This window comes from Sutcliffiella cohnii (genome assembly GCF_002250055.1).
In the GTDB taxonomy this organism is placed as follows: Bacteria; Bacillota; Bacilli; order Bacillales; family Bacillaceae_I; genus Sutcliffiella; species Sutcliffiella cohnii.
Window position 1 is genome coordinate 2,852,034 of record NZ_CP018866.1, and the last position, 19,800, is coordinate 2,871,833.

The window sequence follows — 19,800 nt, forward strand, 5'->3', positions numbered from 1 at the left end:
AAAGATGCGATAAAAGTTACAAGGTTACTACCTACTTTACATTTAAGAAACTTTAATAATTATTTTTTATTCAACAGATTTCCAGTTAGTTTATCTGCCAAATTAGGAAACAAATTATATAGAACACTTCCAACATTCATCCATCTAGGCAAATTAAGTTCACGTTTAGGATTCATCATTAGTTGGACTATTTTTTCTGCAACGTAATCTGGTTTAAGCATATATTTTTTGACTGAGTTAACATAGTTTCCCGATTTATCGGCAACATCAAAAAAGCTCGTTTCGATTGGTCCAGGGTTCACTGCTGAAACGTAAACATTTGTTTTTGCAAGCTCCATACGAAGACTATTCGTAAAACCTAATACAGCATGTTTAGTAGCTGCATAACCACTTGATTTAGGTGTCCCTAGCTTACCTGCTTGTGAAGCAATATTAATAATATGACCACTGTTCCTTTCCATCATAGAAGGGAGAACTTCCTTCGTACATGCCATTAATCCGAGCACATTAACCTTAAACATATTATCCATATCTTCTAAACTAGCCTCATGAAATGCATCAAATATAGCAAACCCCGCATTGTTTACAAGAATATCAATGTGCCCTACTTCTTCCATAATGCGGTTAAAGACAACTTTTACTTGCTCCGAATCACTAACATCCAGTTGATAAAATAGACAGTTTACGGAAGTTAAACGATTAATTCGTTCACTTAAGCTTTGCAACTTCTCTTTAGATCTCGCTAGTAAGATAGGTCTAGCTCCCATCTCTGCCACCTTCCGTGCAACCTTTTCCCCAATACCAGAGGAAGCACCTGTAATGACAATATTTTTATTCATAAGTTTTCCCATTTTTGCACCTCTAACCCTTATTGCTTTCATTGATTATTCCTCGATACTGATGCGGTACATTATTTCTATCTACCTCTATCATTTTTGCATCCTCTAAATAATCTAATTGACCTATTGTTTCCGATAACGTTAACATTAGCTGTTTTTCATATACGGTTGGAAAAAGGTGTACACATACCTCATAAGCAGTTCTCGGTTGTTTGCGAATAAAAGCTAGTACTTTTTCCGCACGTTTTTCTTGCTTTCGTAATCTTTCTTCTATTAGCTCTTTTGCATTTGAAATAATATCACCGTGTCCAGGCAAAACTTGACGAATTGGTAATAAGCTCAACTTTTCTAAAGAAGCTATATATTCCACTAACGCTTTTCTTCTTTCATCTTCTCCAGGGTAACAAGGTTCAATAAGAGGATTAGGTGAAATATGCGCAAGTAAAACATCTCCACCAATGAGTGTTCCTTTTTCTTCATGCCATAAGCTGATATGTGCACTAGAATGTCCAGGAGTATAAAGTACTTTCCAACCATCTAATCCTTGAACGGAGTCTCCTTCATCGACTAAATCGGTAAGTCCTCGATTACAAGAAAAATGAAGCATATCGTTCACTTTTTCCGTTAATGGAAAAAAGCGTTGGTCTACCCCTGCTTCTGAAAGTATGGATAAATAAAACTCGGTATGTGTTTTTAAATAAGCTTCATCCTTTATCATCCAAAGATGCGATCTTTCATGGCCGATTACTGGGATGTCTTTACGAAAAAAATCAATTAACCCGACATGATCAGGGTGTTGATGCGTGACAACGATTTGATCAATATCATCCGGTGTTAAGCCAATAACATTTAACTCTTGTTTAAAATATTCCCATGCTTCTTTCGTCCGCACCCCTGCATCAACGAGTGTCACCTTTTCCCCTAAGATGACATATGTATGAACATCCCCCACTGGAAACGGTGTTGGAATTGTAATTTGTTGTATTTGTTGCTTACTTGTAACTTTCACCATTTTTTATCTCCCTTGCTTTTTTACAATAAGATTACTTTACGAAATGAATACTAATTCATTTCTAGAATGTACTATTTTCATGAAAAAATCTAGTGTTTTTATAAAATTTCTTTCCTTAAAATTATATTTATAAAATAGGTTACACGAAAAACAAACATTTATCTATTGACAAGATAGCGTAAACGTTGCATAATGATAAAAATTTAATTAAACGTAAACGTGACGATAGGGATTAGTAAAGAATGAAATGATGATAAGAGATGGAAGTTCACCGGCTGAAAGACTTCCTCGTCCACTACTTTCTTGAACCTACCCTGGAGCAATTAAGGAAACTTAATCGTCCTTCCTACGATACAGGAATTTAAAGCAGGGCTTTTATTTTGAGCCAATGAAGGTGGTACCGCGGATACAAGACCAATCCGTCCTTTTTTATAGGACAGATTGGTCTTTTTATATTTAAAAATATATTAGAAAGTTGGTGAATAAGCATGAAGATTGCATTTCTCGGTGCTGGATCGATGGCAGAAGCGATTATTAGTGGCTTAATAAAAAGGGGGATTGCAAACCCGAGTGATATTTCCGTTACGAATAGACAAGACGTAGAACGGCTAAACCTTATTGCCAGAATTTATGGCGTAACCACTGAAACAAATAAAGAAAAAGCAGTGTCGGAAGCAAATGTAGTTTTTCTTGCGATAAAGCCAAAGGACGCGAAAGAAGCGTTACAATCGATAGCTTCTTACGTTAATAATGATACGTTAATTATTTCTGTTTTAGCTGGAGTTTCGATAGAGTCCATACAACAATTATTACAAAAAGAAGTTCGTGTTATTCGCGCGATGCCTAATACATCGGCTACCGTTGGGTTATCGGCTACCGCCATTTCTGTCGGTGAAAATGTAACCGAGGATGAGTATGAATTTGCAAGGACGTTATTTTCTGCCATTGGATCATGCTCGATTGTAAAGGAAGATCAATTACATGCCGTAACAGGTTTATCTGGAAGTGGTCCAGCTTATGTTTATTACGTTGCAGAAGCGTTAGAGAAAGCCGCTCTTGAACAAGGATTGGAACATGAGGTGGCAAGAAAACTTATACAGCAAACGTTGTTAGGAGCAGCGGAGATGTTAGGAAGAACTAAAAAGGAACCAGCACAACTGCGAAGAGAAGTAACAAGTCCAGGCGGTACAACGGAAGCAGGTATTTCTATCTTACAACAATCAGAAACAGCAGAGGCTATTCAAGCTTGCGTGAAGCGGGCGACAGAACGCTCTCGTGAACTTGGGGATATGTTGATAAGAGAATTGGAAGATACGAAAATATAATGGATAGGAGGATAGTGTTATCCTCCTATCAGTTCAATATAATAAAGAATCTCCTTTTCTATCTCTACAATTAATAATCCGCTTTCGTTAGCAGAATAAATTTTCGTACCCTTAGGTAGTTTGGAAGCAGTAAAATTAGAAAACGTAAAAGAATTGGTCGATTGTTTACGAACCTCCCCTACTTCTTCCCCCTTTTTATATAGATTCTTATGATTTTGAAACCACTCTGAATTGGTCACATTAGAATATACACTATTGTTATACTTTATTATATCTGCCTCACTATTAGTCTTTAGTACATCTCTTACAGTTACTTTCCCATCCGAAACGCCACACCCTATTATTGGTAAGAACATGATGAGTATAACTAGTAATCTAGTAGATGATCGCAACATCAACACTCCTTGTATGAAGGAGTATTGTATCTACTCCTCACCTTCTTTAGTATCCTCACTATAATGTTCGTTTAAATATGTATTTTCCGTCGTAGCAAAATTAACTGAAAGTAAACTCTGTTCCGGATCCATTCCGTAATATCCTTTTAACTCTTCTTCTGTTAATTCTCCACTTTGAAACATAGGCTCTTTTTTCTTTTTATCCATGGTGTCACCTTCCGTATGGTTTTCCCATATTGTTAGCTAATAATAATGCTGTTATGCAATTTAACTGATGCTAATACTTAAAGATACTCAAGGAACACCCCGTATGATTGTCCACCAGAATAAACGTCTACTTCCAGATGATACTTGTTGCCATTAATTTGGATAATATATGTATCCTCGTTTTGCATTTTCACATAGTACGTCTGTCTCCCCAAATATTCAACTTCTGTTACTTCCCAATTATCACCTTCATAAATCATTTCAAAAACAAAGGAAGTTCGCTTCACTATCTCTTCAGCTGAAACGTAATGGTAAACATTGAATGGACCAAATAACGCAACAAGGAATACGAGAACTACAGTAACAGCAATGATTATTTTTTTCATTGGGTACCCCATCATTTTTTGAAAGTATTACTCGTTAGACGGTTACTTGGATAGCTAAGTTTCAATTTTGAGGAAAATACACGTATTTATGCTGAATATCATTTAAATACAATAAAACCGTAACAACCATTAACTGGTTTTTACGGCACAAATCATATTCTAGCTTTTAAAAACTCTTATTTACCGTTGATCTTTCTTTAACTTCTAAACGATCTATCTTATTTTTCCTCCATAATAAATAATAACCAATCAAGGCGAAAGTGCTAGATGTTAAAAACAAAACAACGCTCCCTGATATAACATTCACCTTTTCGTTATCTAAAATAGTAGCCACTTCTCCGTTCGTAATTTTCGGGATATTAAAATAAACGAAAGGTGAGAAATGTGCTTTTTCAGTTAGGAAGTGATTCGTTAATACATAACCACTAATGAATATCATGCCAGCAGTCGCAAATACAGAAAGTGTATTTTTAAATAGAGTAGATAGAAGAATAGTAAAAGTTAGTAAAAACAACAGTACCAATATAGTTAGTGTTATTGTATGGAGTAAATATTCACCTAAAGGTAAAAATTCATAGCCATACCCTTCCACACTGCTCCCTGTAAATTTATTTGAATTTGTATAACTAAAACTGTGATATTTAAGAATTGGATAGTACCAGTCACCCAATCTATTAAAAACAGCACCTATTAAAACTATAACCGCAAATACGCCTAGTAAATTCAGTGTGGAAACGACAATGGAGTGAAGCAATTTACCGATATAAATTTGCTTTTCTGCTATCGGTAATGTTTTCAGCAATGAAAGTGTCCGTTTTTTTCCTCTTTCTGTTGCGATACCACCACCAAGTAAAAATAGTAACAGGAAAATTGGAGCTAATTGACCATGGTTTTGAAACAATAAATAAAGAGAATATAAGCCACTATGATCCACTTTTGTATTTTGCTCCACGAAATATTCATAGCCTTCCTGATTTTTTCCAAAATAGTGGTGAATCGTCGGAATAAGAGTTCCAGGGAATAACGGACGTACGTTGTTTTCCATGAGCCAGAGTTTTTCCTCAATACTTACTTCTACAGTAAATCTTCCAGCAAGGTCATAATCGTGAGAAATTTGACTTATTTCATAAATACCTTCTTCTTGATTTCTCACTCGGTTTTCATGCAGTAAGTACTCATAAAACTTATCCCAATTATTATTTACATAGCGATCAAGTGCGTCCTCCATTAACATACTATATTCTTGGAAATATTCGATTTTCATTTCTTCGAGCGCTATTAAACCCTCATAAAACTCCCTATGTTCTTCTTGTGTTTCCGCCATCTCCTTGTAATGATTTAACGGAGCTATATGATTTTCTTCATTTCCGAAAAATTCAATGGACTGCTCGATGTTTTGAATAAATGTACGCTCCTTTTGTATAGACTGCTGAGCGAGCAAATAATATCCAGCGAATAAAAGTAAAAGTAATACTACATTCATTTGGATAAATAATTTTCTTCTGACGAGCTTTCTCCATTCAAATACGAATATATTTCTTAATTTATTTCCACTTATTGTCTCACCTTTACGAAATGGCTTTTTCATTCCGTCCCCTTGCTGGGAACCTAATGCTTTTTCTTGGAAAATAATGCTAAACAATAGTAGAAAGCAAGTCACAATCCCTGTCGAAATACTATAGGCTACAATACTGTTTTGAACTAACTCCCCTCTTGAAGAACTAAAATAGTATAATGGATTAAACGGTGAAAGTAGCATTGGAAAGTATTCTGTTACGACTAACGCAATACCTAGTATTACAGCGATGCTCATTAACGTAGTAAATGAATCTTTCAACCAATTACTAATAAAAAGAATGAGGGAAAAAACAAACCAACTTGCAAAAGTAAACATAATGACTCTATATATTAAAAAAATATAAATAGGGATAATGGTGACTTCATTATCTGAAATAAGCGGCATCGGATAGGCAAGTTCTAGCTTGTAATTAGTGAATAATAATGGGAATAAAATTCCTAATAAAAGTGCAGTGCTTACAAAGATAATGTGAACAAATAGTAAACTACCAAATTTAGATAATGTTTGTTCCCACTTACGGACTGGTTGTGTTTTTAATGTGAAGATTGTATGTTGTTCTTTTTCAATCGTGACAATGTTTCCTAATAATAAAAGCAGTACACTTAGACCAATGATTCCAAAGAGAAAAGAAGTATTCTCTAACACGAAAAGATGAGGTGATACTGGAAAAATTTCATCTTCGTATGATAGTTGATGTTCAATGAGCCATTCGTTTTTCTGTATCGCACTCTCTAACTCTATACCTTGTAATAACGGGAACTCTCCATCGTGGCTAACATATTCTTGTAAAAGTTGTAAAAACGTACTTTGTAATTGTGGTATTCTCTCCCAATTTTCTTGGTTAATTGCATATCTCCAAGGAAGAAGTGAACCATTCATCTCAATAATAATTTCTAATTGTTGTTCTTGAATGGGTGATAAAGCGTCCTGCCTACGCAGTTCTTCTAAACCATGTCTAATACCGTTTATTTCCTCCAAATACATATCGGTTATTTCTATTGCACGTTTTTGTTTCTCCTCATAAACGGAATAATTGGTGTAAAATAACCCAACCGAGCTAATAAAAATAATAAATAATAACCAATAGAATTTTTTTTGCTTCCACAATTTCTTTAGTTCAAATTTTAGTAGCTTCATAGAGCAATATCCTTTTCCGCTTCAAAAATCTTTCGGTAGCGATCCTCCGAACCTATCACTTTCTTCTCGATATCTAGAATAGTTAATTCGTTTTTTACTAAAAGAGATATTACCTCATGTATAGAGGTATCATTCGAATAGATCGATAACTTTTCATTTGATTCCACTGTTTGTATCCCAGACTTCTGTAATAACTCCACTGCATATAATGGTTGATTAACAGTAATTAAATAGCAGGCTTGTTCAAATTGAGAGAGATCCTCATCCATTAAAGTACCATCTTTTAAAAACAAAACTCTGGAAGTTACACGATCAATTTCAGCTAAATTATGAGAAGAAAGAAGAATAGCTGTCCCTTCTTTATTCAATTCAATCAAAAGATTTCTTACTTTTATAGAACTTGTTGGATCTAAACCATTTAGTGGCTCGTCCAAGATTAGTAGTTTCGGCCTATTGAGTGTTGCCATAGCAAGTAATAAATGCTGCTTCATTCCAAGCGAATAATTACTTACGGTTTTATGCAAATAACTTGTTATACCAATACGTTCAGCATTCTCCATAATTTGTTCTTTTGTGAGACCTTGTAAGTCAGCAATAAATTGAAGGTGGTCGAATCCTGTTAAATAGTCATACAATACTGTGTTATCTTGCATAAAAGAAATTTCTCTAAAAATTCCCAAGTCTTTGTTCGTTCGATTTAATATTCTAACTTCCCCACTTTCTGCAGAAAGTAGATTCGTAATAATACTAAGTAAGGTAGATTTCCCAGAACCATTAGGTCCAACTAGTGCAACAATTTCCGGTTTGTCTATTGTAAACGTAATGTCCTTTAATACTTTTTGTTTTCCATATGATTTGTGGATGTTTTGAACTTGTAGAATCATTTCAACCTCCTATAACTCATGAATATTTTCCCGTAATTATGTTAATTTTATTTTATTATGCCCATGGCACTTCTATTTCAAAAAAGGACAAACTAAAAAGGATACTACTTTAACCCAAAAGTCGTGATGACCTATAAACTAGTTACGGTTCCTTGTTTATTTTTTAATAGACTCTCGATTGTTTGCCTAATCATTGCTCCTGAATTTTTGAATAAAAAATGGAAATATAACGTCTTAAAAAAGTTTGAGAGGTTTGTTCGTTTTCTAAAATCGTTCAATTGTAATCCATCGTGCGTTTCCTTAAAAAGGCTGGTAAGCCAGTCAATGATTGTCTCTTCTGAAATTCCTTTTTGTAAAAGAGAAACAACCGGAACAGTAAGCCGCTCGTCTTCGTCATCAATATAAATTTCGTTACAGAGTAAACTGTTTCCTATCACATTTAAAATTTCTCTTGCTTTTACTATCGAAAAAGACGGATGGTTAACCACAGCATCTATAAGGTCCGCTCCATGTGCAATGGCATGAGCCCACCCTTTTCCATCCACATGTCCACGAACATCCTTTTCTTGTTGCATATACGAAATTGCTAGGTTTATAGTCTCTCTCACTGTTTCTGTTGTTAGGAATGGTTGCTGCTTGTCTTTTATTAAAATTAAAGTAACTACTAATGAAGAAAACGCTCTTTTAAATACAGAATCACGATTAAATTCTCCGACTTCATAAAATAAGTAGTCTTCACTGAGACATATACGTAAAACAGATGTCATTTGCTCAGTTTTTAGATAATCACCAAGTATTAATTTTCCAAGCATAGAATATATGAGTTCATCACGTAATTCACCATCATTAGATCCAATATGTTGAAGCATATCGTCTAAAACAAGAGAAACAACCTCAGTTTTTACGTTTGAAAAATCAATGCTCTTTAGTTTTCTCTTTACTTGTAATTCTTTTAACTTCACAACAAAGAGTGGCATTGCTTCATGAAGAGTATCTACCATTTTATTAATCTCTAACAAATACTTCCCATCTTTGTCCGGCGGAGGAACGACTAACGACGTTTCTTCTCCTAGCAAAATCTCATTAAACAAGTGAATTTTTCGACCATATGTTTCTTCAAAATATTTTTTATGCTCGATACCCATAGTAATGATAAAATCGTAATATTCAAAAAAATTATGTTTAAAAGGTGTTCTCTTAAAACTCGACGTATCAATATTTAATTCCCTCATCCGGTCGAAATGGATGGAAGAATATTTACTAGTGTCGCTGTTAGCTCTCACACCAGCAGAAGCCACCTTAATCGAGTCGATATTATTTTCCTTAATATAATGTTTTAAACAAAGTTCAGCCACTACACTTCTTGTAAAATTGTCTGTACATACAAATAATATATTCATGAATTTTTCCCCTTTAATTGCTGTAAGTAAAACTGTTTATCTTCTGGAAAGGATAGTTCTAATTGTTCTATTTCTTCTATCGACTTCCATAATTGATTGTTTTCATTTATACAAATAGCTGCTGCACCATCCACTTATTCATTTTTCATTCCACCTTTACTTGCATAACTGGCAACACTCGATTAGGTATGACTGGCGATGGTATCGTTCCTAATCTCTTTGCTCCCATTCGAATATAGAACCCTTCAGCGTTCGGATCACTATCTAACACAAACTCAGTCCAATTGAATTGTTTAGCTTTTTGCATAACGTCACTCCAAAGTAACCTACCAAATCCTTTTCCAATATAGTTAGGTTCAATGAACATCGCTTCTAATCTATTAGGCTGAAAAGAAAAACTATAAAACGCAATGATGTTTTCATTTAATTCCAAAATGTATGTAGGGTACTCTTCTAAGTATTCTTTTGTCACCGTGATACTGGCATTACTCTTGTCTAGAAACTCCTTTGAATACCCCCAATAAGCTTTAGACATATATGCAACAGCATTTAATTTACCAACATCTTGTTCTACGGCTTTTCTTATTAGCATCTAATCCCCCTTTGCGAGAAGAATGACTTTGATTAACTCAAAATCCACATTATCTATAGGTCCCAACTCACTTTTACCGTCCCAAAGTGTAATGCGTGTTGTTTCATCATTTACTAAAAACGGTGAAAGTTTTTCAATTGAAGAATAGTAAACAGGATTGTATTTAATCGTATAATTTTTCTCATTTTCGGATACGAGAAGCCCCCAAAATTGAAGTTCATTTACTTTTTGACCTGTTTCTTCAAAAAGCTCTCGAATCGCACAATTTTTCGGTGTCTCACCTAATTCTCTATGACCAGCCGGTAGTTCCCACTGTTTTCGGAACGTGTTATAGCAAAGTAGTAACCTATCATTAAAGACAACAACAGCAAAGGAACCGGATAAAGGATAATTAATAATCATTTCTTCCTTCATTTCTATAAATTTAATAAATGTATAGCCATTATTTTTTATCGTATTCATCTAGCATACCTAATAGTCTTACTCCGTTCGGGTCAACAATTTTTAAATTAGCTACTCCATCAAATACTGCTTCCTTCATTAACAATTCTTTTGATTGTGAGCTAAGTATACAATTCATAGTTTTTTGGAAAATAGTATATAAATCTTGTTCGAGCCCCTTTTTAGTTGTGCCTATTTGTATATACTTTAACCTTATGTTTCCACCTTCGATTACACTACTATCTGTTTGGAGTTCTACTTTAAAGCCATATGGAGTTGAAAGAAAGGTTCTTCGTTCCCCGACATTTACATCCCAATTTAATTGTTTTGCACGCGTGCAGAATGATTCATGATCCTCCTCACTTATTAAAAAACCGATATGGTCAAACTTCACTTCTTTACCGAAGCCAAATGTAATGTTGATAGAGCCTTTCCTCATCTCAATAATTCGAAAGAGTATCTTCTTCTCTCTAAAATCGTCCCAAGTTAACGGAGGATGAAAAGCTTGAAATTCCCCTTCGTATTTACCAGTTCGCAATGTAACAACAAATCCTAAATCTTTATAAAACTTTTCCGTTTCCTCAACATATGGTGTCCAAAAATGATAATGAAAAAGCATAGGATCCCCCTCGTTTTTTCTCTAATAAATTCCGAAAAAAAGCGACCTTCTTTAAAAGAAAGTCGCAATAGCATATGAAGGAATTAAAATGTACTATTTCGATCGCGATTGAATATGTCATTTTGTGCATCTGTTTTTATTGAATCTATATGATTTCCACCTGTTATGTTTCTTTGACTTTTAGAAAATTTGTCCACTAAATACCCAAAAATAAGGAAAGCTCCAACGACTAGAAGTAGCCAGCCCCAGAACGGCATTTACTCACCTCCGCGTTTTCCATTGATATCCAGTATAACATATATCTTAATATTCAGAAACTATTTTTAATCACTGATTTCTTCAATAAAATCTTTTAACACATGAACACTATAAACACAATCATTCAAAGTCGTCCATTCTTTCGGATTATGACTAATTCCATCCTTACTTCGAGCAAATATCATTGCAACAGGAACTTTATTTCCTAAAATCATCGCATCATGACCTGCTCCACTCGGAATATATGTTGGTTCGATTCCATAGTTTTCTAGAACACTTTTCAATTTTTCTTGTAACTCTTGACGAATAGGTACCGGCGGAATTCTCAGGTGCTCGACTACTTTTGCTTCTACGCCTCGGTTTGTGGCAATTTCGTATGCTGCTTGATGAACAAGGTCGACTAACTTATCACGATTTTCCTCATCAATGTCACGAATATCAACAAAGAGCTCGACTTGGCCAGGTATTACGTTTACCCCATTTGGTTTTACGAAAAGTTTTCCAACTGTGGCTACGGCCGTTGAACTAATTTGCGCAGGTAACGTTTCCACTTTACATATAAACTCACTAGCAGTAACAAGTGCATCGGTGCGGTCATTCATCGGAGTATTTCCAGCATGACCAGCTACCCCAGAAAAATGAACCTCCATGACGTAAGGCCCCGCAATACCGGTTACAATCCCTACAGGCATATTCGCCTTTTCTAGTTGCTTTCCTTGTTCAATATGGACTTCGACAAAAAGCTCAACTTCTTCCATATTTCTTTTTGCTTTTTTGAATTGTTCCCTGTTACTACCATACGCCTCTAAAGCTTGTGAAAATGTTGTTCCTTCCGAATCAACTCTTTCAAACTGTACGTTATATTCAATTTCTCCAGTAACTGCTCGACTACCCATTAAACCGCTATAAAACCGTGATCCTTCTTCATCGGTAAAAATAACAACTTCGACATTTCGGTTTGGTTGAAACCCTGTTTCTTTCCAAGCTTCGATTACTTCTAAAGCAGCTAATACACCGAGTGGGCCATCGAAATGACCACCATTTGGAACACTATCGACATGTGAACCTGTCCAAATAGACGGAAGACTAGAGTTCTTTCCTTCTAATTTCCCGAAAACATTACCTGCTCCATCTTCTGTCACTTCAAGGCCAGCCTCTTTCATCCATGTCTTTACTAATTCTTTCGCTTGTTTTTCTTCCAGTGATAGCCCTAACCTAAAGGAGCCTCCCTCAGGAGTTGGTCCAATTTTAGAAAGGGAATCTAACCGTTGAGCAAGTCTTGTACCACTTACTCCTGCTTTATCAAGCGTTATGTCATAATTATGTAGTAATTTATTTAGTAAAGTCATTCTATCAATCTCCTTTTTATAGATAGAAGCATTATAGCACTTATTTTATGAAAATTCCGCTATTTCAATTTACATTTTAAACGTATCTTTTATCATAATTGCTACTTCAGCTGGACTTAAGTTTGTGTTATCAATTTTCACATAGTTTTTCTTTTGTATTTCTCCAGGTAAAGAATTAAGTCGGTACTTTTCTACACTACTTTTCAAGTCATTTTCCGACCATTCTAAATTTCTTTTCGATGGCTTATGCGCAAGACGATGTGGTGTTTTATTTCGAACAAGCCTTTCTTCCAAGTTTGCTTCTAGCTCAACGTAAAAAACTTCTCCACCATTGTCTTCAAACTTTTTCGCAATGCGGTCGACATATTCCTTATCCGATTCCAAGTTGAATGCCCAAACAAACGTGAAGATTAAGCCTTCTAAATCACTTTTCGCAACCTCATTAAATATTTCTTCTCGAAATAAGTTTACAAGTCTCTTCCCTTCTTTTGTACTATAACTAAAAAAGTGGCTAACTAAATCAATCGTCATATGGTTATGAAATAGTTTTAGACTAGTAAGCTTTTCTAATTCTTGTCCGACTGTCATTTTCCCAACTGCTTGTGGGCCGAAAATTAAAACGAACTTCATGCTTTCTCCTCCTTGTCTTGAAAAGAATAATTACCATATTATAACTTTTCTAGAATGCGAGAGTAAAGCAATTTTAATATTTTTTCATTAATAAGTTAAAAACAAATAAAAATGGAAGGTTGCGCTAATGGCAACCTTCCAAAACTAGCTTACATATCCTCAATAACTAACATATTCGACTCATCAAACTCCCAATCTTCTCCGTAAGCAACTTCCCAATAGTAGCCATCTAGGTCCGTGAAATAACCACCATAGCCACCCCAATCGGTTTTTGTAGGTTGCTTCACTATAGTTGCTCCTGCTGATTCAGCTAGCTTCATCATGTTATCTACCTCATCGATTGACTTCGCATTATAAGCTAACGTAATCCCTGGAAAACCACCTTTTATTTCTGGCGGGTTATCTTTATTTACATCTTCCGCTAATTCGTCTAATGGATATAAGGCAATTCTAGAGCCTTCATTTCTAAAAAAGATGATAAATGGACTTTCTTCTGGTCCTCTTACAGACGTGTCAAAACCAATCTTTTTAAAAAACTCATGCGACTCCACGATATTTTTCGTACCAAGTGTTATTATATTTACTCTATTCATTTCTATATCCTCCTCGTTTTTTATAATTAATAACGAATAACGACATCAGCATTTTCTATCGGTTTAACCCCGTTCAAGTAATAATCTTCGGCTGGCCAATATCTTCGTTTATACTTCTTTCTTCTTTCCTCTAAGCTACCGATATATGTATCTCGGTTTAATGCTCTTTCATAACGAATCTCTCGTTGAACATCCAAATAAAAAGTTAAATCAAAGTACGATCCCCACTCCTGTCTTTGCAGGAAAATACCTTCAATTACGACAATACTATTCTTAGTTACAGAAATCTCTTTTTTTCTAATAGAATCTGTATTTGAATCATAAAAAGGAAGAGTTAACACTGATACATTATCTACTAACTTCTCAAATAAATCTTCCTTTAATTGCTCTACATCCCACTGTAACGAAAAGTATTCATACCATTCTTCAAAACCTGTATGGTATCGCTTAGATCGTTCGACGATGTAATCATCAATATGTATAATGACAACATGAATAGGTGCTAGTTTTTCTTTCAGCTTATCCACTATGGTCGTCTTACCGGCTCCACTTAAACCATCTAGTGCAACAACTAACGGGCGGTTTTTATTGGGACGCATATGATATTTTTCTAAGACACTTTTAACTATTAACTCGTATTGACTCATATCAACGCAACTCTTCCACTAAATTTATTAATTCTATTAAGTCATCAACTGTATAATCTGCGATAATGTTATCCCAGTAAGTATCCTTTTTCCACACACTTGTCATCCCAACCTTTTTAGATGCTCGAACATCATTTTCAGGATGATCACCGACAAAAAGACATTCATTAGCACTAACCTTCATTTGTTCTAGCGCTTTTTGAAATATTAGTGGATCCGGCTTCCGGAGTCCTTCTTTTTCTGAGATGAGTATTGTTTGAAAATAGGATTCTATACCTAGAGCCCGAATATTATGTAACTGAAATTCCGTCATCCCATTCGAAATTATGCCTAGAGAGCAGCCTAATTTTTGCAACTTCCTTAACATTACTATTAGATTAGGGAACGGAATACAATGATTTTTGAAATGCTTAATATAGTCTTCTAATAAAAAGTTTACCGTATAATCTTGAATATCAAACTCTTCTATTAACTGTGCGTACACTTTATCCTTCCAAACGTAACCGCGATTATCTAAAGTAATAAACCTTTCAGTAAATTGTTTTTTGTTAATATGCCCCAATCCATCTTGCAATCTACTATATTGGTCAAGGATAAAATTTTTTAAAGATTCATCTCTATTTAATAGAGTACCATCTAAATCGAATAAAACTGCATTAACCATGCAGGACTTCTCTCTCGTTTTCTTTGCTTTTAAACATGTGACGGATTCCTTTTCCTGCTAACGGTTCATCTTTAAATCTAGGAATAACGTGAAAATGAGCATGAAAAATATGTTGGCCACCTACTTCGCCACAATTCCACCCGAGGTTATATCCTTCTGGTTCGAACTTTTTGTCTATGTATTTCTTTACCTCTTGTAAAAGGGAGTACGTTGCATCCCATTCTTCCTGGGTTAAATCAAACGCCGTTTCTCGATGAGCTCTTGGGACAATGAGCCCCGAACCTTCTAATTGAACTCCTTTTTTATCTACTTCCTCTAATTGCAAAAACAGGCAGTGTTCATTGCTCAATACAACACGTTGAGTAGGCATCATATTCAAATTACAGAGCATACAATCTTTTTTCATTCGTTACTTCCCTCCTACTATAATTTTCGAGGTTTTGGGTGGTAATTCCTTCTATTTATCTTAAGAGAGTTTAGAGCTTTTATAAATAGATGTTAAAGGATTTTATTGGAAACCTGTTGAATAGTGTATGGTAAAGTAAATAAAACGGGGGGTTCACATGAAAAGCTTCATGAAAATATTTGTTTTTCCTATATTAATAGTTGCTTTAATAGGTTGTACAAATGAGACAAAACAGTTTGACCCGAACGACCTTGAAAGAGTCGATGTACTAATTACAGAAGAAAATATTGGTGATACTACAACAATCATGGAAGCAGAAAAGCTAAAAGCGTTGAAGGAAGTATTTGCAAATATTGTATGGCAAGAAAACGTAAAAGCACAAATGGCTCGAAAGGAAGATGTAAAGGCTACTTTGTTTTTTAAAACAGAGCAAAATTCGCCTGAGAGGCTAGTAGAATATTTTATTTGGTTTAATGAAAATGATGTATCGACTACTATTATTGACAGAGAAAACAACTCCTACGGAACACTTTCTACGGAAGATACAAAAATATTAAAAGATATGTTATTAAATTATTAAAGAGGTTGAGACACAACTATTTAAATCAAAGTAAAAAACGAACAATAAATTTCGGGGAAAAGTCGCTCCGGAAATATACTTCGCTTAATCCTGCGATAGTTCGTTTTTTATCATGATCATTTTAGTTTTGTCTTAGCCTCTTCTTAACATTATACCTTTTTCACAAATTCAGATTTCAGCTTCATCGCTCCGAATCCATCAATTTTGCAATCGATGTTATGGTCACCCTCTACTAAGCGGATGTTTTTTACCTTCGTACCTATTTTCAAGACAGATGAACTACCTTTCACTTTTAAATCTTTAATAACCGTAACCGTATCACCATCTGTGAGCGTGTTTCCATTTGCGTCTTTCACGATTGCTTCATCAATATTTTGCTCTCCATCAGTAGCCATCCATTCATGTCCGCATTCTGGACAAATGAATAAAGTGCCATCCTCATATGTATACTCCGAATTACATTTCGGACAGTTTGGTAAATTTGTCATTCTTTTAAATCCTCCATCTTTAAGTTCTAAATTAAGAATGACATACAATAGCTGTTATCGCAAGCTTTCCAACCCCTCAGCTTTTTCTATCATAAAGACTTTTCTAACACAATTTTATGTTGCCCTTTATCATCTACATAGGTCTCCATTATATCGAAACCGCATTTAATATTTAAAAGCAGCATATTTCTCCATTTATTCATCGTTTTCGTTTGAACCGTTTTATATCCCTCCTCTTTTAAGTATTGATGCTGAATCTTCATTAACGTTGATGCAATTCCTTTATTTCGATAGCTTGGGTCTACTCCACCTAACCAACTGTAAAATAGATCACTGCTTAATGTATAACCAATCTTGTACCCTACTATTTTTTCATCCTCGATTGCGATGTGAAAAAGTAATGTAGGCTTTGTTTTCATTTTCGTTAGTAAGTCTTCAGACGTCCCAAATACTTTTTGATGTAGCTCTTGAATGCCATTCATTATTTCTTCATTTGCAATACCATTAAAGGACGTATATTGCATAGTAATCCCTCCCATATTATTTCAATAGAAAAAAGCTCCGCATTATTGTAACGAAGCTTTATAGCTAGCTATTTTATATTTTAACTTATGATTCCTAAATAATATAAAGGAAAATAAACGACGAGGCATAAAATGGAACCTACTAATAAGGGGTTAATTGTAATGCTTGCCTGTTCGTGTTCAGGTTTGTAACTTCCTAAAAGCATGTCAAATACAGCTACTTGTGAATTTTTTGATAAAGCATCGCCTGTTGAGCTCATAATTAATGCAAAGAAGGCAAAGAGACAAGAACCAAAAAACATCGTATTAACTAAGTCGGTGTTAAAAATGAGTGAAACTCCAAAAAGTATCCCAAGTTCAATGACTAAAACTAACAAAACGAGTAAAATGTAATTTTTCATAATTTCCACCCCCATTTCATTTATCGTATTGTCAAAACTTTATATAGAAATAGGTTATTAAATCCTATATTAGAGGGCTTTATAAGCAAAAAAATTGCCACCCCCTGAATTCTGTAGATAATTGAGGTTACCACAACACCCAATTCCAGAAAAGGAAGTGACAATTTGTACCCTCAAATTATAACCTATTTATTAACTTTTATAAACTATCAAGAACACATTATTCGAACTTTGCTTACTCTATTGATTGGAAAAAGCATGTTCGATAAACCAAAAGAAGCTCCTGTTAATCAGCCTTATCGAAAGCTTCAAATTGATGATTTACCTATTATTGAAAAACTAGAAAGGCTCGATTATCAGCTTTTATTAGCGGAACACCTTCAATCCAAAGGGAAACCGTTAAAACCAGTACAGCGTCGAGCGAATTCTACGCCCGTACCGTCTACCTTATGTTGTCCGAAGTGTGGTGCTCCTTCTGCGTATTTGTACGCAAATAACGGAGGAAAAGGACAATATCAGTGTAAGGTGTGTGCGTGTGTTTTCAATAAAAAGAGTCGTTATCAGAAAGAGGCCATCCTTAAGTGTCCTCACTGTCTTAAAACGCTAGAAAAAATTAAAGAACGAAAAGATTTTCACGTGTTTAAGTGTAAAAATGATCGTTGTTCTTATTATCAAAAGAACTTAAATGCCATGACCAAAAAAGAGAAAAAACAATTTAAAGAAGATCCACAATCGCTGAAAGTACGCTACATATACCGGAAGTTCCACATCGACTATCAACCGTTATCCAAACAATCACCAAAGCAGCCAAAAGTCGATTTATCAAGATTGTATGTTTCACCGCATACACTTGGGCTCATCTTGACGTACCATGTCAATTACGGATTATCGGCCCGTAAAACGGCCGCGATCATGAAGGATATTCACGGTGTGTCTGTCTCCCATCAAAGTATCCTAAACTACGAAAACAGCGTCGCATTATGGCTTAAGCCTTATATTGACTACTTTCCGTATGAGCTGTCGGATCAATTCTGTGGGGATGAAACGTACATCCGGGTCAACGGTCGTTGGCATTACCTGTTTTTCTTTTTTGATGCGGTCAAGAAAGTCATTCTTTCGTATCCAGTGTCGCCAAATCGCGACACCGCAACAGCGATACGAGCGATTGATGAAGTACTAGTGAAACTGAAAGAAATACCTGAAAACCTACAATTTGTAGTAGATGGTAACCCTATTTACTTGTTGGCACAGCATTTCTTCGCAGAGAACCACATATCGTTTGACGTAAAACAGGTCATCGGGCTAACAAATGAAGACGATGTCTCTAGAGAGTATCGACCTCTCAAGCAAATCATCGAGAGACTAAATCGCACGTTTAAAGGGAATTATCGATCGACGCACGGCTTTGGTTCTGAACAAGGATCTGTTTCTTTTGTGACATTGTTTGTGGCTTACTTTAACTTCTTGCGCCCACATTCTTCACTTGAAGGTAAAGTGCCAGTAACACTTCCAGAATTAGAAAAGCTACCAACCATGCCAGCGAGATGGACAGCCCTTATTGGATTAGCTCAAGACTGGATTCAACAACAGTCAGCCTAACTTTTGTTTAGCTGAGCCCTATTCAGCTATCGGCGAAGCGAACTCTTGACAAACCGAACTTGCCAATGGTTTAAAATGGAAAAAGTCAAGGGTTTATTTAGCATGCCTTCTTTTGTTCCCTTCGCCCTTGATTGACCTCTGAATAAACCATTGGTGTGTTTGTCAAGAGCGATAGCGTGGTATTTCCACCTAATAAATGGTAGGTAGTATGAACCATGCTAGTTTTTCATAGAACTTTTGACACTACCTCATTTATATACGAAATTGCACGGGAATAGTTTCATAATATTCTAACATGTAAAGGTGAATTACATTTTTTTTCGTTTATCTAGACATGTTGTTTTTATGATACTTCTATGAGCATCCCTTACTGGAATAAACTTTCGGGTGTACCGATAATACCCCTTGATATAACCCACTTTCTATCCGTTCATCCGCATTATTTATTGGGTAAGCTTGCAAATACGAATCCTTTTCATCCCCATTAGCTAATTGAACAGTGCCACTTGCATAAAAAGTATCACCTTCTGAATGTTTTAGCATTAGAACGACATCATGAAGACAATTGTTAACGTCCTTCTTGTCTTCCATCCAATACAAGCCATCTGACTCAAAAAAGGAAGTGAAACTAACTGACTTTACTTGATAAATTTCGGGCTCTACACTTTGTAACAAAGATAGCACTTCTTGTGGATTCTCTTTATACGTTAATTGTTGTTGCATTCTAAAGCCTTTTAATAGTGTATACGTTGCAATGACCGATAAAAACAAGCAGATAATGATGATAAGTACTAACTTCTTATTTTTCCCTATTTTAATCATTCTCCCTTTTTTGTTTTATTTTA

Annotated in this window: 26 protein-coding genes; 3 read left to right on the forward strand and 23 right to left on the reverse strand. The window is 35.1% G+C overall.

Annotation, left to right across the window (positions count from 1 at the left end):
- Nucleotides 1-59 precede the first annotated feature (59 nt).
- Both BC6307_RS14260 and BC6307_RS14265 read right to left on the reverse strand, forming a co-directional pair.
- The gene (locus BC6307_RS14260; RefSeq protein WP_066414578.1) at nt 60-851 is read right to left on the reverse strand and encodes an SDR family NAD(P)-dependent oxidoreductase; all 792 of its coding nucleotides are present in this window, start codon (nt 849-851) and stop codon (nt 60-62) included.
- Nucleotides 852-861: 10 nt separating this feature from the next.
- Entirely contained in the window at nt 862-1,851 is a 990-nt protein-coding gene (locus BC6307_RS14265; RefSeq protein WP_066414470.1) for an MBL fold metallo-hydrolase, read from the reverse strand.
- A gap of 488 nt (nt 1,852-2,339) precedes the next feature.
- On the opposite strand from BC6307_RS14265, the gene proC reads away from it, so the two are divergent.
- Nucleotides 2,340-3,176 carry a pyrroline-5-carboxylate reductase gene (gene proC, locus BC6307_RS14270; RefSeq protein WP_066414468.1) on the forward strand — a complete coding sequence of 279 codons (837 nt, stop codon included), beginning with the start codon at nt 2,340-2,342 and terminating at the stop codon, nt 3,174-3,176.
- Nucleotides 3,177-3,193: 17 nt separating this feature from the next.
- On the opposite strand, the gene BC6307_RS14275 is transcribed toward proC, so the two are convergent.
- The 17 genes from BC6307_RS14275 to BC6307_RS14340 all read right to left on the reverse strand — a co-directional run bounded on the left by BC6307_RS14275 (nt 3,194) and on the right by BC6307_RS14340 (nt 15,363).
- Nucleotides 3,194-3,571 (reverse strand): hypothetical protein, encoded by a 378-nt coding sequence (locus tag BC6307_RS14275; protein WP_157076621.1) that lies wholly within the window; start codon nt 3,569-3,571, stop codon nt 3,194-3,196.
- A gap of 30 nt (nt 3,572-3,601) precedes the next feature.
- Nucleotides 3,602-3,778: a hypothetical protein gene (locus BC6307_RS25110; RefSeq protein ID WP_169714887.1), complete on the reverse strand. Its 177-nt coding sequence runs from the start codon at nt 3,776-3,778 to the stop codon at nt 3,602-3,604.
- A gap of 77 nt (nt 3,779-3,855) precedes the next feature.
- Nucleotides 3,856-4,164, reverse strand: a complete 309-nt coding sequence (locus BC6307_RS14280; protein ID WP_066414463.1) for a hypothetical protein — start codon at nt 4,162-4,164, stop codon at nt 3,856-3,858.
- Between the two features lie 166 nt (nt 4,165-4,330).
- Nucleotides 4,331-6,880, reverse strand: a complete 2,550-nt coding sequence (locus BC6307_RS14285; protein ID WP_066414461.1) for an ABC transporter permease subunit — start codon at nt 6,878-6,880, stop codon at nt 4,331-4,333.
- Nucleotides 6,877-7,764, reverse strand: a complete 888-nt coding sequence (locus tag BC6307_RS14290) for an ABC transporter ATP-binding protein (protein ID WP_066414459.1) — start codon at nt 7,762-7,764, stop codon at nt 6,877-6,879. The genes BC6307_RS14285 and BC6307_RS14290 overlap by 4 nt, the downstream gene beginning before the upstream one ends.
- A 131-nt stretch (nt 7,765-7,895) precedes the next feature.
- On the reverse strand, nt 7,896-9,164 hold the full coding sequence (locus BC6307_RS14295) for a DUF2785 domain-containing protein (RefSeq protein ID WP_066414457.1): 1,269 nt from the start codon (nt 9,162-9,164) through the stop codon (nt 7,896-7,898).
- Nucleotides 9,161-9,298, reverse strand: coding sequence for a hypothetical protein (locus tag BC6307_RS24810; RefSeq protein ID WP_157076620.1), 138 nt, complete (start codon nt 9,296-9,298; stop codon nt 9,161-9,163). Before BC6307_RS24810 ends, BC6307_RS14295 begins: the two co-directional genes overlap by 4 nt.
- Before the next feature lie 11 nt (nt 9,299-9,309).
- Complete coding sequence (locus BC6307_RS14300; protein ID WP_066414456.1) at nt 9,310-9,756, reverse strand: GNAT family N-acetyltransferase; 447 nt, start codon at nt 9,754-9,756, stop codon at nt 9,310-9,312.
- Nucleotides 9,757-10,218: an NUDIX domain-containing protein gene (locus BC6307_RS14305; protein WP_066414454.1), complete on the reverse strand. Its 462-nt coding sequence runs from the start codon at nt 10,216-10,218 to the stop codon at nt 9,757-9,759.
- A complete protein-coding gene (locus tag BC6307_RS14310; RefSeq protein ID WP_066414452.1) occupies nt 10,199-10,816 on the reverse strand; it encodes a hypothetical protein in 618 nt (205 codons plus the stop codon). The genes BC6307_RS14305 and BC6307_RS14310 overlap by 20 nt, the downstream gene beginning before the upstream one ends.
- 83 nt (nt 10,817-10,899) lie before the next feature.
- Complete coding sequence (locus BC6307_RS24815) at nt 10,900-11,073, reverse strand: hypothetical protein (RefSeq protein ID WP_157076619.1); 174 nt, start codon at nt 11,071-11,073, stop codon at nt 10,900-10,902.
- 66 nt (nt 11,074-11,139) lie between these two features.
- Nucleotides 11,140-12,423 carry a Zn-dependent hydrolase gene (locus BC6307_RS14315; protein ID WP_066414449.1) on the reverse strand — a complete coding sequence of 428 codons (1,284 nt, stop codon included), beginning with the start codon at nt 12,421-12,423 and terminating at the stop codon, nt 11,140-11,142.
- 69 nt (nt 12,424-12,492) lie between these two features.
- Nucleotides 12,493-13,053, reverse strand: coding sequence for a DEAD/DEAH box helicase family protein (locus tag BC6307_RS14320; RefSeq protein WP_066414446.1), 561 nt, complete (start codon nt 13,051-13,053; stop codon nt 12,493-12,495).
- Between the two features lie 149 nt (nt 13,054-13,202).
- Nucleotides 13,203-13,646 (reverse strand): VOC family protein, encoded by a 444-nt coding sequence (locus tag BC6307_RS14325; protein ID WP_066414444.1) that lies wholly within the window; start codon nt 13,644-13,646, stop codon nt 13,203-13,205.
- Nucleotides 13,647-13,672: 26 nt separating this feature from the next.
- On the reverse strand, nt 13,673-14,293 hold the full coding sequence (locus BC6307_RS14330) for a kinase (protein ID WP_066414442.1): 621 nt from the start codon (nt 14,291-14,293) through the stop codon (nt 13,673-13,675).
- Between the two features lies 1 nt (nt 14,294).
- Nucleotides 14,295-14,957 (reverse strand): HAD family hydrolase, encoded by a 663-nt coding sequence (locus BC6307_RS14335; RefSeq protein ID WP_066414440.1) that lies wholly within the window; start codon nt 14,955-14,957, stop codon nt 14,295-14,297.
- Nucleotides 14,950-15,363: an HIT family protein gene (locus tag BC6307_RS14340; RefSeq protein WP_066414438.1), complete on the reverse strand. Its 414-nt coding sequence runs from the start codon at nt 15,361-15,363 to the stop codon at nt 14,950-14,952. The genes BC6307_RS14335 and BC6307_RS14340 overlap by 8 nt, the downstream gene beginning before the upstream one ends.
- Before the next feature lie 157 nt (nt 15,364-15,520).
- Between BC6307_RS14340 and BC6307_RS25355 the strand changes: the two genes are divergently transcribed.
- The gene (locus BC6307_RS25355) at nt 15,521-15,943 is read left to right on the forward strand and encodes a hypothetical protein (protein ID WP_235858088.1); all 423 of its coding nucleotides are present in this window, start codon (nt 15,521-15,523) and stop codon (nt 15,941-15,943) included.
- A gap of 149 nt (nt 15,944-16,092) precedes the next feature.
- Here the strand turns inward: BC6307_RS25355 and BC6307_RS14350 are convergent, their stop codons facing one another.
- The 3 genes from BC6307_RS14350 to BC6307_RS14360 all read right to left on the reverse strand — a co-directional run bounded on the left by BC6307_RS14350 (nt 16,093) and on the right by BC6307_RS14360 (nt 17,356).
- Nucleotides 16,093-16,431, reverse strand: coding sequence for a zinc ribbon domain-containing protein YjdM (locus BC6307_RS14350; RefSeq protein WP_066414436.1), 339 nt, complete (start codon nt 16,429-16,431; stop codon nt 16,093-16,095).
- An 89-nt stretch (nt 16,432-16,520) separates the two neighbouring features.
- Complete coding sequence (locus tag BC6307_RS14355) at nt 16,521-16,955, reverse strand: GNAT family N-acetyltransferase (protein WP_066414433.1); 435 nt, start codon at nt 16,953-16,955, stop codon at nt 16,521-16,523.
- Nucleotides 16,956-17,035: 80 nt separating this feature from the next.
- Nucleotides 17,036-17,356, reverse strand: coding sequence for a hypothetical protein (locus BC6307_RS14360; RefSeq protein ID WP_066414430.1), 321 nt, complete (start codon nt 17,354-17,356; stop codon nt 17,036-17,038).
- A 165-nt stretch (nt 17,357-17,521) separates the two neighbouring features.
- Between BC6307_RS14360 and BC6307_RS14365 the strand changes: the two genes are divergently transcribed.
- A complete protein-coding gene (locus BC6307_RS14365) occupies nt 17,522-18,955 on the forward strand; it encodes a DDE-type integrase/transposase/recombinase (RefSeq protein WP_094366135.1) in 1,434 nt (477 codons plus the stop codon).
- 354 nt (nt 18,956-19,309) lie between these two features.
- Here the strand turns inward: BC6307_RS14365 and BC6307_RS14370 are convergent, their stop codons facing one another.
- Nucleotides 19,310-19,777, reverse strand: a complete 468-nt coding sequence (locus BC6307_RS14370) for a hypothetical protein (protein ID WP_066413107.1) — start codon at nt 19,775-19,777, stop codon at nt 19,310-19,312.
- Nucleotides 19,778-19,800 lie beyond the last annotated feature (23 nt).